Origin of the sequence: Nocardia sp. NPDC127579 (assembly GCF_042672005.1) — a bacterium.
Lineage (GTDB): Bacteria > Actinomycetota > Actinomycetes > Mycobacteriales > Mycobacteriaceae > Nocardia.
In genome coordinates this window covers 1730959-1743678 of the sequence record NZ_JBHXVZ010000001.1, presented here as the reverse complement: position 1 = coordinate 1743678, position 12720 = coordinate 1730959, and the positions used below count along the sequence as shown (strand labels likewise).

Here is a 12720-nt window from a genome sequence, read left to right as displayed (position 1 = left end):
TTGATGTTGGATGCGATCACTCGGGTGGATGCGAAGGTTCTGGGTGAGAATTTGGTGGTGGTGCAGCAGCCGAAGGTTGTTGCCGAGCCCGAACCCGAGCCGGAGCCGGAGCCGGTTGCCGCTGAACCTGTTGCTCCGGTTGCTGCGGTGAAGCCTGCTGGTGGTGGTTTGGCGATGAAGGGTGCCAAGGCTCCTGGTGGTGGTTTGGGTATGAAGGGCGCGGCGAAAGCGCCTGGTGCGAAGGCCGAGTCGGCTCCGGCCGAGGCTGTCGCTGATGAGAAGCCCGCGGCTCCGGTCAAGGGTTTGGCCATGAAGGGTCCGGCGAAGGCTCCGGGTAAGGGGCTGGGCATGAAGGGTGGCGCGAAAGCGCCTGGTGCCAAGGCCGAGTCGGCTCCGGTGCAGACCCCGGTCGCTGAGTCCGCTGCTCCTGCTGCCCCGGTCAAGGGTTTGGGGATGAAGGGTAAGGCCAAGGCGCCCGGTGCGAAGGCCCCGGCTCCGGCGGCTCCCGCTGCCGCGGAAACCGCTGCCGCCGAACCCGCCTCCACCACGGGTGAAGAGGTCAAGCCGACTGTCGCGGCCAAGGGCCTGGCGATGAAGTCCGGCTTCAAGCGCCCCGGCGCGAAGGCTCCGGGCGCGGCGGCTCCGGCCCAGCCTGCTCCGGCCGAGGCGGCCGCGGAACCAGCCGAGGCGGCTGAGCCCGCGGCAGCCGAGCCGGAACAGCCCGCCAATGGCAATGGCACCCCGGCGGCTCCGCCGACCGCCAAGCCCGGTGGGCTCGGCTTCAAGTCCGGCGCGAAAGCACCGGGCCGGAAGAACTAGGCGAAAAGAAATCGGCCCCGGATCCGTGCACGGATCCGGGGCCGATTTCTTTCGCTATTTGCCGCGGGTCAACCCGGCATAGCGGGTGAGATGCGCGTCACTGGTTCCGAATTCGGATTCGATGGCCGTCAGCCGTTTGAAGTAATGGCCGATGGCCAATTCCTCGGTCATGCCCATTGCGCCGTGCAACTGCACCGCGTTCTGCCCGATGAATCGGGCCGCGCGGGCAATGGTGACTTTCGCCGCGGACGCCGCCCGCGCCCGCTGCTCGGCATTGCCGCCGAGCGAGTAAATCGCCAGATATGTTGCGGCGATGGCTTGTTCGAGCTCCATGTGCATATCCACCATGCGATGCTGCAATGCCTGGAAGCTGCTGATCGGCACGCCGAATTGCTGCCGCTGTTTGGTGTATTCGACCGTATCGGCGAGCACCTTGCTCATGGCGCCGACGGCTTCGGCGCAGATCGCGGCGATCGCCTCGTCGATGGTGGGTTCGATCGCCGCCCACGCTTCACCGGCCGCGCCGAGCAGCGCGGTCTCGGGCAACCGCAGCTCGGTGCAGACGAGGTCGGCGGCCGGGCGATCGTCGATGGTCCGGTAGGTATGCACCTCGAGACCCGCGGGCGGGTTCGCGGCATCGAATTCGAGGAGGAACAGCGAGATCCCGGCCTGATCGCGGCGCGCGCCGGCGGTGCGGGCGGCGATGATCAGATGAGTCGCCAGCGGCGCGCTGGTCACCACGACCTTGGTGCCGTCCAGGATCCAGTCGTCACCCTCGCGCCGCGCGGTCACCGAGACGTCGTGCAGGGTGTGGCCGGAGGCCGGTTCCAGCGCGGCGAAGGCGACGCGCGCCTGTCCCGCCCCGATCTCCCGCAGCACCGCCGCGGCCGGGTCGCCGCCCGAGCGGCGCAGCAGACCCGCGCCGATCACGACGGTGTCGACGTAGGGTTCGACGACCAGCGCCCGGCCGAGTTCCTCGGCGATCACCATCATCTCGACCGGCCCGCCGCCCATGCCGTCCACGTCCTCGGGCAGGGTGGCGCCGAGAATGCCGAGCTCATCGGCGAATCCGCCCCACACCTCGGGCTGCCAGCCCGCGCCGGTCTTCACGGCGTCCCGGCTGCGTTCCAGGTCGTAGCGGGCATCGAGGAAGCCGGCGAGCGCCGCGCGCAGGAGTTCCTGCTCCTGGGTGAGTGAGAAGTCCATCAGAGCCCCAATGCTGCTTTGGCGAGGATGTTTCGCTGAATTTCGTTGCTGCCCGCGTAGATCGAGCCGGCGCGATCGTTGAAGTAGTGCAGCGGGGCGGCCGCCTGCCAGTCCGCGCCACTGACATAGCCGTCGGCGGGCGGGGTGTATTCGGCGACCGGACCGCCCGGCATGGTGGCGTGCGGCTGGTAGACCCGTCCGCGCGGGCCCGCGGCCTCCAGTTTCAGTTCGGTGAGCCGCTGGCTCAATTCGGTGCCGAGCACCTTGAGCATGGAGGAGGCCGGGCCCGGGTTCTTGCCCTGCGCCATGGCGGAGAGGGTTCGGTATTCCAGGATCTCGAGCACTTCGGTGCGGATCCGGGCCTCGGCCAGTTTGCGGGCGAAGGCGGGATCGTCGAGCAGCGCGCCGCCGTCGGGGCCGGTCTGGTCGGCGGCGGCCGTGGCGACGTCTTCGGCCAGGACCTGCAGCATCGGGGAGAGCGCGCCGCCGCGCTCATGGATGAGCAGGTACTTGGCGACGGTCCAACCCTCATCGATCTGCCCGAGCACGTTGGCCTTCGGCACGCGCACGTTGTCGAAGAAGACCTGGTTCTGGACTTCCTCCCCGGAGGACATGACCAGCGGGCGGATTTCGATGCCCGGGGTGGTCATGTCGATCAGCAGAAAGGTGATGCCCTGTTGTTTCTTACCCGCGCGCGCGGTGCGCACCAGGCAGAAGATCCAGTTGGCTTCGGTGGCGTGCGTGGTCCAGATCTTGCTGCCGGTGCAGATCAGGTCGTCGCCGTCGGCGACGGCGGACATGCTCAGCGACGCGAGGTCGGAACCGGATTCCGGTTCGGAGTAGCCCTGGCAGAAGAACACCTCCCCCGTGAGGATGCGCGGCAGGAAGTAGGCCTTCTGTTCCGCGGTGCCGAACGCGATGATCGCGTGCGCCACCATCCGGATCCCCATGGGGGACAGCAGCGGTGCGCCCGCGAGGGTGAGTTCGCGGCCGAAGATGTAGTGCTGGGTCAGACTCCAGGGCTGCCCGCCGAACTCCACCGGCCAGGCGGGCGCGGCCCAGCCCCGCTCGTGCAGGATGTGCTGCCATCGCATGCTGGCTTCGTGATCGGGGTACACGCTCGTCGCCAGCCGCCCGGCCCGCCGTAGCTCCGGCGTCAGCTTCGCGTCCAGGAACGCGCGCACCTCGTCCCGGAAGGCCAGATCCGCGGCCGACCAGTCGTATTCCATCTGCCCTCCCAGAGGCATTACCGCAGGCCACGACCGGCCCGCCCAGCACCCAAAGTAGGCCCGCTCACCTCGGAAATCAAACTGAGGCCACCCGCCAGCAGTTGACCAGGCGTTCCGCGTCGGCGCAGCTCAGCAGTCCTCGAAGAAAGCCTTGAGATAGCCCGCGGACTGGTAGGCGTAGTCGTAGGCCCAGCGCGCCACCGACAGGTCCGGCCGCGGGTCGGCGAACAGCAGCTCACCGGACCAGCACTTGCCGAGGATGTAGCGGGCGCGCGAGATATGCGGGGTGAAGGTGACGACAATGACCCGCCGCCAGTTGTTCGCCCGGGCGAGGCGAGCCAGCTCGCGCCCCTCGCCGCGAGTGGTGCGCGGCGCGGGATCGAAGCAGGACACGCGAAAGCTGTAGCCGCCGTGGCAGATCCGATTCAGCATGGCGCTGTTGGTGTAGGGGTCGGAGAGCACGACCCACGGCGCGAACCCGTCGCGCGCGAGCCGCAGGGCGAGCTGTTCCCGGCCGTCGTGCGCGCCGCCGAGCACGAAGATGGCGTCGGCCGGCGCGGGCGGGTCGGTGCGCGGGCGCACATAGACCGGCCAGAGCGCGGTCACCACGATGACCAGCGTCACCCCGAAGCCGAGCAGCAGCAGCGACATTCGTTTCCGGCGCACCGCACCGATGGTAGCGATCAGGCGTTGCCGCAGGTCACCGCCGCACGCACCGCCTGTACACTTCTTGTTGCCGCGAGCCTTGCCTGGCGGACGGGGAGCGGCCATCGTGGGGGGCTATCAATCGATCATGCGTTGCACAGTCTTCGGAACCGGGTACCTCGGGGCTACGCACGCGGCGTGCATGGCCGAGCTCGGTCACGACGTCATCGGGGTGGATGTCGACCCGGGCAAGGTCGCGAAGCTCGCCGACGGCACGGTGCCGTTCTACGAACCCGGACTCGAAGCCGTGCTTCGCCGCAATCTCGACGCCGGACGACTACGCTTCACCACCTCCTACGCCGAGGCCGCCGCACACGCGGACCTGCATTTCCTCGGCGTAGGCACGCCGCAGAAGAAGGGCGAGTACGCGGCCGACCTGAAATATGTGCACGCCGTGGTGGATACGCTCGCCCCCATGCTTGAGCGCCCCGCGGTGCTCGTGGGCAAGTCGACGGTGCCGGTGGGTACCGCCGCCGCCCTGGGCGATCGAGCCCGCGCCCGGGCCGGCACCGAGGTCGAGGTGGCGTGGAACCCGGAGTTCCTGCGCGAGGGTTTCGCCGTCCAGGACACCCTGCGCCCGGACCGGCTGGTCCTCGGGGTGGACCCCGACCGCGAGAACTCCGCCTGGGCAGCCGAACTCGTGCGCGAGGCCTACGCCGACCTGATCGCGAACGATGTCCCGTTCCTGCAAACCGACCTGGCCACCGCGGAGTTGGTCAAGGCCTCGGCCAATGCCTTTCTGGCGACCAAGATTTCGTTCATCAACGCGGTCTCGGAGGTGTGCGAGGCGACCGGAGCCGATGTCACCGTGCTGGCCGACGCGCTCGGCTACGACGCCCGGATCGGCCGTCGTTTCCTCAACGCGGGCCTGGGTTTCGGCGGCGGGTGCCTGCCCAAGGACATCCGCGCCTTCATGGCCCGCTCGGGTGAGCTCGGCGCCGATCACGCCGTCGCCTTCCTGCGCGAGGTCGACAACATCAATATGCGCCGCCGCACCAAGGTGGTCGATATGGCCGCCCGCGCCTGCGGCGGCTCGCTGCTCGGCGCGAATGTCGCAGTGCTCGGCGCGGCGTTCAAACCCGAATCCGACGACGTGCGCGATTCGCCCGCGCTGAATGTAGCGGGCATGATCCAGCTGCACGGCGCGGTGGTCACCGTGTACGACCCCAAGGCCGTGGAGAATTCGCGCCGGGTCTTCCCCACCCTGAATTACGCGACCTCGGTCACCGAGGCCTGCGATCGCGCCGACGTGGTGCTCGTCCTCACCGAATGGGACGAGTTCACCGCGCTACGTCCCGCGGAATTGGACCGGGTGGTGCGGGCACGGTCGATCATCGACGGCCGGAACTGTCTCAATCGTGCCACCTGGCGGGCCGCCGGATGGGTGTACGCGGGTCTCGGCACACCGTAAAGTTGCACGCGCCGCGATGTGAACGCTGGCAAGGACGCTGGAGCGGGATAGTTAATCCCCGGTAAGGTCCCGCTGTAGGCTGGCCGGGAGCGCAGCGGAGAAGCGTGAAACAAGATGGGCAGCTGATGAGTTCGGTACTGGGAGTTTCGGTGGGAGCCGGGGCTGTTCGGTTGGCGCGCCCGCACGCCGCGGCCCAATCCCCCATTCCGCCTCAGGCCTTCGACCTGCATATGGTCGGGGTGCGCGACAACCACGGCGAGGAATTGGCCGCCGAGACGGTGGGCCGCACGCTGGCCTCCGCGCCCGATATCCGCGGCACCGCCATCGCCTATCGTGGCGAGCAGCAGGCCCGCGCGGTGCGCGCCGCGATGGCGCGCCAGCAGCTCACCGACTACGAACTGCTCCCGGAAGTGTTCGCCGCGCTCGAATTCGCCACCGTGACCGGCGCAGTCCGCGGGGTCAACTCGCTGGTCGTCTACGACCTGGGCAGTTCCGGTCTCACGGTCAGCGTGGTCGATGTGCACAGCCGCGAGATCCGCTACACCGAGCGCACCAGCGAGATCAGCGGCGACTACCTGGATTCGCTGATCCGCGAGCAGCAGATCGCCTCGGGCCGAATCGCGCATCCACAGACGCCCGCCGGACTGGCCGCGCTGGACGCGCTGTGCCGGGAAGCCAAGGAGCAGCTGTCGTCCACCACGGCGGTCGCGCTGCCCAGCGAGCAGGGCCTGGTGCTGCTCGCGCAGGAGAATTTCGAGGCGTTGATCGTCACGGCGGTCGAGTCCTCGGCCCGGATGACCCGGGATGTGATCGCGCGCGCCGAGCGGCCGGTGCACGGTGTGCTGGCCATCGGCGGCGGCGCCCGGATCCCGTTGGTCGCCAAGGTGCTCGAGCACTGGATCGGCGTGCCGGTGATCGTGCCGGAGAATCCGGAAGCGGTCATCGCGCGCGGCGCCGCGCTGCTGGCACGTCCGGCGGCCCGCCCTGCCGCCGCGCCCATGCAGGCTCCGGCGGCCGCGCCGTTCGACGACGAGGAACTTTCGCCCGCGTGGTTGTCCGCGCCGCCGAAGAAGTCCAAGCGCAAGCGCAAGAACGATCTGGCCGAGGACGACTGGCTGGCCGGCGACGACCAGGTGGACGACTGGGGCGCGGCCCCGGCGCCCAAGCCCCGCAATCAGAATCACGACGGCCCGCCGGGCACGCTGGCCGAGAGCGGCGGCTCCCGCAAGCGCGCGCTCAACGGCGCGGTGCTCACGGTGACGGCGCTGGCGGTAGTCGCGGCGATCGGGATCGGCCTGGGTTACGGCCAGCAGGTGCTGACCCGGGATTCGAACAGCAGCGAGGGCTCCACGCCCGCCACCACCTCGAGTCTGCCGCGCACCACGACGCTGGAGCCGCAGATCGCGGTCGCCCCGGCAACCACCACCGAAACCGAGGCCACCGTCGCACCGCAGCCGCGGCGGGTGACCACCACACCGCCGGAACCCACCCCGGGCCCGAATACCTTTACGGTGCCGTTCCTTCCGCCGATCGTGGTGCCCACCATCCCGTCCGACATGTTCCCGCCCCCGGCCCCGCCGGGCTAGTCCGGGACCTGCTGCGGCGGGGTCAGATCCGAGCGTGCCGGGCGCGGCGCGGCGTCGGCGCGGGCGGGCGATGGTGCCCGAACGGCCGGGCCAGGAGCACCGCGATGCCGGTGGTCAACGGCACCGACAGCGCCAGCGCGATACCGCCGACCGAGGAGCGGGCGATCTCGATCGCCACCGCGTCGCCGGTCAGCACGTCCCGGATCGACCGGCCGGCCACGCTGAACAGCAGCAGCAGCGGCAGCGCGCCACCGGCGTAGGCGAGCACCAGGGTGTAGACGGTGCTGGCGATATGGTCGCGCCCGACCCGCATGGCGGCCGCGAAAACCTCACGCCGGGAGGCGTCTCGATCGAGCGACGCCAATTCGAACGCCGCCGAGGCCTGGGTGATGGTGACGTCGTTGAGCACGCCGAGCGAGCCGATGATGAACCCGGCCAGCAGCAGGCCGGTGATGCTGACGTGCCCGATGTAGGTGGCCACGTTGGTGTTCTGTTCTTCGGACAGGCCGGTGAGGTGGGTGATCTCGATCGCCACCCAGGACAGCACCGCGGCCAGCAGCATGGAGGCCAGGGTGCCGAGCAGCGCGGAGCTGGTCCGCAGTGAGACACCGTGTGCCAGATACAGCACCGCGTACAGGATCGCCGAACCCGCGACCAGCGCGACCGGGATGGCGGGCTTGCCGTCCAGCAGCGCGGGCAGCATGAAACCGACCAGCACGGCGAACGCGATGACCAGCCCGATCAGCGCGCGGAACCCGCGCCAGCGGGCCACCACGATGATCACCACGACGAAGGTCAGGAAGATCAGCAGCAGGGGCAGCCCGCGGGAGTAGTCCTCGAAGGAGTACAGCGGCGTCCCGTTCGGGTCGGTCTGGCGGACCAGCCGGATCTCGTCTCCGGCTTTCAGTTCGGGTTGTCCTGGCCCGGGCGCGATTTCGAGGAGCGTCCGACTGCCTTCGTGCGGCCCGGACTCGATGCTGATCAGGCTGCGCTGGCACTGGTAGGCGTTGTTGCGCGGGGCCTCGGGTTTGTCGGCGAACACCTTGCCGATCGACGGGCTGCCGCAGGCGCCCAGGTCCTGCGCGATCACCGTCGCGGCTTCGGTCTGCACCGCGCCGCCACCCGCGTTCTGCATGGGCAGCGGAATGTCGATGTGTTGTTCGCTCGGCCACAGCAGGACGGCTCCGGCGATGACCGCCAGGCCAATGACGGTGAGCAGGCCGATGACCACGCGCGCGGCGGTGTCGCCGATCGCGAGCGGTTCGGAGTGGTCGTGATGATGGTGATGGTGGTCCGTCACCAGGTGAGCTTAAAGGATTTCATTTTCAACTGCCCGAGCGGATTTCGAGGCGGGGAGTCGGGAGGGGGCGGCGGAGAGCAGGGGGATGTCTCCGCCGCCCGCAGGCAGGCGCCCAGGGGGGTAGGCAGCCGTACCCGAGGGTCAGGTTGTCCAGGGGGGTAGACAACCTGACCGGGCACTCGAAGTGCCGAGAGCCACTGTACACAAAATTCGAACTTTTGCGCTAGTGAGTATTCAAAAACGGCTTATATCCAGACAGTCGGTCTGTTTTGCCCCCGAGAGTTGGGGCTACTGACGGTAGCTCGCGAGGAAGTTACCGAACCGCTCGATCGCCACCGCGAGATCACGCGCCCACGGCAGCGTCACGATCCGCAGATGATCGTGCGCGGGCCAGTTGAAGCCCGTGCCCTGCACCATCAGGATCTTCTCCTGTAGCAGCAGATCCAGGATCAGCTTCGAATCATCGTGGACCTCATGCACATTCGGATCCAGCCGGGGGAAGGCGTACAGCGCGCCCTTCGGCTTCACACACGAGACGCCCGGGATCATATTGAGCCGCTCCCAGGCCACATCGCGCTGCTCCAATAGTCGCCCGCCGGGCAGGATCAGATCCTCGATGCTCTGATGGCCGCCGAGCGCCACTTGAATGGCGTGCTGCGCGGGCACATTCGGGCACAGGCGGGTGGAGGCGAGCAGATCGATCCCCTCCAGGAACCCGGCCGCGTGCTCCTTGGGCCCGGTGATGACCAGCCAGCCGGAGCGGTAGCCCGCCACCCGATACGCCTTGGACAGGCCGTTGAAGGTCAGGCACAGTAGATCGGGCGCGAGCGTCGCCAGCGAGATGTGCTTGGCGTCGTCGTAGAGGATCTTGTCGTAGATCTCGTCGGCGAGTAGCAGCAGCTGATGCTTGCGGGCCAGATCGACCAGCTGCTGCAACACCTCCGCGGAGTACACCGCGCCGGTCGGATTGTTCGGGTTGATCACCAGCAGCGCTTTGGTCTTGTCGGTGATCTTCGACTCGATATCGGCGATATCGGGCTGCCAGCCATTGGCCTCGTCGGACAGGTAGTGCACCGGAGTACCACCCGCCAGGCTCGTCATGGCCGTCCACAGCGGGTAGTCGGGCGCCGGGATCAGCACCTCGTCCCCATTGTTCAGCAGCGCCTGCATGGTCATGGTGATCAGCTCGGAGACGCCGTTGCCCAGGTAGACATCGTCGACATCGAATTCCGGGAAGCCCGGCACCAGCTCGTAGCGGGTGACGATGGCCCGGCGCGCCGAGAGGATGCCCTTGGACTCCGAGTACCCCTGGGCGTAGGGCAGCGCGGCGATGATGTCGCGCATGATCACATCGGGCGCCTCGAAACCGAAGGGCGCCGGATTGCCGATATTGAGCTTGAGGATGCGGTGCCCCTCGGCCTCCAACCGTGCCGCATGCGCGTGTACCGGCCCACGAATCTCGTAGAGAACGTTCTGCAGCTTCGTGGACTGCTCCAAAGCACGCGGCGGCTGATGCGGTAGATGACTCGGGCTCACCCGATCAATGGTGCCATCCCGAGCAAGGGATTAATCGATGGCCCGCACCCCTAACTGCCAGGCGGGATGCCTTTCGCCGCGGTCGAGCCGCAGAATTCCTCGATGCGTTCGTCCAGGAAACGCGCCTCCGACGCGTTGCGGAAGGTGGGCGCGGCGATCCGGCGGCGCACGCCGGTGAGCCGGGCCTCGAGTTGCACAATGCGCTTGTCCTCGGCGAGTCCGAGCACCGGACGCAGTGCCTCGGCCGCGCCGTCCAGGCTGCCGTTGATCAAATGCGCGGCCGCGTTGTCGACCCGGGCCAGAGACTCGGCCCCGTAGGAGCGCTTCTCGGAGGGGCCGGTGGCGTAGATCTCGATGGCGCGCTGGGTGGCGGCCAGGGCGGGCTCGGCCTCGCCGAGATGGATATAGGTCGCGCCCGCGTAGTACTGCGACTTCGCGTCCGGGAAACCGAATACGCCGCCGACGCCGTCGTGCAGATCGTCGGTGGCCGCGAGTTCGCGCGCGTCGTCGGCGGCCCGGACGCAGCGGTCGGTGTCGACCGGGCTGCCGATCTTGGACCAGATTCTGGCCTCGATATTGAGCAGGCGCACCTTGGCCGTCGCCGAGTCGGCATACTCGTGGCCGCTCTGCGCGAGCAGCACGCCCCGGCGCGGGCGCTCGGACCAGTACTCGATGAGCGCGTGCATGCCACGCGTCCAGGCGCGTAAGCCGTTGTGCCCGCATAGCTCCGCGTAGGCCCACGACGCGCGGATCTGCTCGCCCGCCGCGTCGTAGTAGCCGAGATCGGTGCTGGCATTGGCGAGCAACCCCGACAGGGTGCCGGCCAGCAGATACAGATGGGCGGTGTCGGCGGGGCGCTGATGCCCCTCCAGTAACCGATACACCCGCCGCCGCACCCGCAGCATCTCGACCATCATCGGCACCGGTGGAATGTGCACGTAGTCGTTCGCGATGCGCGTGACATCGGCGTCGAGCTGTTCCAACGTGGTCGGGCCCACATTGGTGCTCTCGGCCCGTCCGGCGTGATCGCTGGCCTCATGGGCAGCCGCCATGATCAGATCCCTCTCCGAAATCGCTGCTAACGCATCGCCTCTCATCGCACCGGCGTCTATCAGAGCCAGAAGGTCCGCGTCGCTCGAATAAGTTACGTCGGCCGTGGCGGCCGACGCCTCGAAACCGGAGTCGGCGGAGCGAGCGGATCCGGGCCCGGGAGTACCCGGATGCTCGATCAACTCCGCGAACCGGGCCCGCACCACATCATCGGACCGTGCCAGGGATGTATCGAGTGCGGCTTGATTGACGGGACGTGGATGGACGCGCGGACCACCCGCCTCCCACTTCGACACCAGGCGATCGTGCACACCCAGATGGGCGGCGAACTCCCGGATACTCATCCGCTTGGCATCGCGAAGGGCACGGGTCTCTCTACCTGACCACTGCCTGACCACGATGTCATCCCTTCGCGCGCGGCATGAGCTCGAGGCCCGGAGGAGGTAGCGCAGCGTAACCACGCAGGGCCAGTGAATGCCGCAAATTCAATAGAGCACTCTCTCCAGGGTACGAGGGCAATGTGCCTTCGGCCACAAACAATTCCACGTCGCTATGAGTAGTTCGGGGTGCCGCGCCCCGAGGTGACGGGCAGAGGCAGCGAAAGGGCAGCGGAAGGCGGGCGACAGGGCAATACCGCATCCGCGTCCGGCAGGCGACCCTTGATGCAGGAGGCAAGGAGTTGGCCGTGAATGTGGACAAACTCAGGACAGTCGATGATTGGGTGGCCTTCTACCAGTACGAATACGGCCTACCGGTGGTCGAGCGCGGTGGCTTCGCCATGTTGCCGATCAGCGGCCGGGTCTGTGTCGTGCACCTGCCGACGGCACGCGCCGAAAAGGTCAGGGCGGCACTGGAACAGCAGGGGACGAGGGGTCCGATGCTGGCCCGGCAGATCCGCTGGAGCTTTCTCGCCGAGCCGGACAGCCGGCCCGGCGCTCAGGTCATGGAGGTACTGAACCGACTCGATATCGGAGTTCCTGCGATCGGCAGTGCCGTGATGTTGCCGACCGGCCTCGGCCGGTGGACCCGGGAAGGGTGCTTCTGGGTCGGTCCACCGAGGCGCGGCGACACGCTCCCACCGCTGTCCGTCGTCATCACGACGGCGCTCGCGGTGGGAGCGGGCGGCGGGGATTGAAATTGCGTCGTCGATCCCCGCCGTCGCCCCCGGGCTACCGCCTGCCCCCGGGGGCACCACGTGGATCGGCCGGGTCCGCCTCGAAATCCACAGTCGACGAGGCGGACTCGGCCGCAGGCCCGCTGTGTGGGGTTGCTCAGCGGGCCTCGACCGAATTCACCACATCGGCGGACAGCGGAAAGTTCAGGTAGGACCGCGAGGGCGTCGGCCCGCGCTGGCCCTGGTACTTGGACCCGACCTGCGCACTGCCGTACGGATGTTCGGCCGGGCTGCTCAGCCGGATCAGGCACAGCTGCCCGATCTTCATCCCCGGCCACAAGGTGATCGGCAGGTTCGCCACGTTCGACAACTCCAGGGTGATATGGCCGCTGAAGCCCGGGTCGATGAAGCCCGCGGTCGAGTGGGTCAGCAGACCCAGCCGCCCCAGGCTCGACTTGCCCTCCAGCCGTCCGGCCAGATCGTCGGGCAGCGAGCACACTTCGAGCGTGGACCCCAGCACGAACTCGCCGGGGTGCAGCACGAACGGCTCCCCCTCGGCGGGCTCGACCAGGCTGGTCAGCTCGTCCTGCCGCTGCGCCGGATCGATATGGGTATAGCGGGAATTGTCGAACACCCGGAACAGCCGGTCCAGCCGCACATCGATACTGGACGGCTGAATCAGGTTCGCCAGCAGCGGTTCGACCCCGAGCCGCCCAGCGGCGATCTCCGCGCGGATGTCTCGATCGGAAAGCAGCACGCCAAGC

General features: G+C 68.2%; 10 protein-coding genes and 1 pseudogene. 4 read left to right on the top strand and 7 right to left on the bottom strand.

What is annotated here, in order from left to right:
• Positions 1 to 819: pseudogene (locus tag ACFVMC_RS07505) on the top strand (Fe-S oxidoreductase); the annotation flags it as partial.
• A gap of 54 nt (positions 820 to 873) precedes the next feature.
• Here the strand turns inward: ACFVMC_RS07505 and ACFVMC_RS07500 are convergent.
• From ACFVMC_RS07500 to ACFVMC_RS07490, 3 genes are all read right to left on the bottom strand, one after another.
• Positions 874 to 2025 (bottom strand): acyl-CoA dehydrogenase family protein, encoded by a 1152-nt coding sequence (locus ACFVMC_RS07500; RefSeq protein ID WP_379207738.1) that lies wholly within the window; start codon positions 2023 to 2025, stop codon positions 874 to 876.
• Positions 2025 to 3254: an acyl-CoA dehydrogenase family protein gene (locus ACFVMC_RS07495; protein ID WP_379207737.1), complete on the bottom strand. Its 1230-nt coding sequence runs from the start codon at positions 3252 to 3254 to the stop codon at positions 2025 to 2027. The genes ACFVMC_RS07500 and ACFVMC_RS07495 overlap by 1 nt, the downstream gene beginning before the upstream one ends.
• Positions 3255 to 3383: 129 nt before the next feature.
• The gene (locus ACFVMC_RS07490) at positions 3384 to 3920 is read right to left on the bottom strand and encodes a YdcF family protein (protein ID WP_379207735.1); all 537 of its coding nucleotides are present in this window, start codon (positions 3918 to 3920) and stop codon (positions 3384 to 3386) included.
• Between the two features lie 127 nt (positions 3921 to 4047).
• On the opposite strand from ACFVMC_RS07490, the gene ACFVMC_RS07485 reads away from it, so the two are divergent.
• On the top strand, positions 4048 to 5370 hold the full coding sequence (locus ACFVMC_RS07485) for a UDP-glucose dehydrogenase family protein (protein ID WP_379207733.1): 1323 nt from the start codon (positions 4048 to 4050) through the stop codon (positions 5368 to 5370).
• 125 nt (positions 5371 to 5495) lie between these two features.
• Entirely contained in the window at positions 5496 to 6956 is a 1461-nt protein-coding gene (locus tag ACFVMC_RS07480) for an Hsp70 family protein (protein ID WP_379207731.1), read from the top strand.
• 22 nt (positions 6957 to 6978) lie between these two features.
• On the opposite strand, the gene ACFVMC_RS07475 is transcribed toward ACFVMC_RS07480, so the two are convergent.
• From ACFVMC_RS07475 to ACFVMC_RS07465, 3 genes are all read right to left on the bottom strand, one after another.
• On the bottom strand, positions 6979 to 8256 hold the full coding sequence (locus ACFVMC_RS07475) for a YibE/F family protein (protein WP_379207729.1): 1278 nt from the start codon (positions 8254 to 8256) through the stop codon (positions 6979 to 6981).
• Between the two features lie 288 nt (positions 8257 to 8544).
• On the bottom strand, positions 8545 to 9801 hold the full coding sequence (locus tag ACFVMC_RS07470; protein ID WP_379207887.1) for a pyridoxal phosphate-dependent aminotransferase: 1257 nt from the start codon (positions 9799 to 9801) through the stop codon (positions 8545 to 8547).
• Between the two features lie 41 nt (positions 9802 to 9842).
• Positions 9843 to 11186, bottom strand: coding sequence for an XRE family transcriptional regulator (locus tag ACFVMC_RS07465; protein WP_379207885.1), 1344 nt, complete (start codon positions 11184 to 11186; stop codon positions 9843 to 9845).
• A 341-nt stretch (positions 11187 to 11527) separates the two neighbouring features.
• Between ACFVMC_RS07465 and ACFVMC_RS07460 the strand changes: the two genes are divergently transcribed.
• On the top strand, positions 11528 to 11977 hold the full coding sequence (locus ACFVMC_RS07460; protein WP_379207727.1) for a hypothetical protein: 450 nt from the start codon (positions 11528 to 11530) through the stop codon (positions 11975 to 11977).
• A gap of 136 nt (positions 11978 to 12113) precedes the next feature.
• On the opposite strand, the gene dcd is transcribed toward ACFVMC_RS07460, so the two are convergent.
• The gene (gene dcd, locus ACFVMC_RS07455) at positions 12114 to 12713 is read right to left on the bottom strand and encodes a dCTP deaminase (RefSeq protein WP_379207725.1); all 600 of its coding nucleotides are present in this window, start codon (positions 12711 to 12713) and stop codon (positions 12114 to 12116) included.
• Between the last annotated feature and the right edge of the window lie 7 nt (positions 12714 to 12720).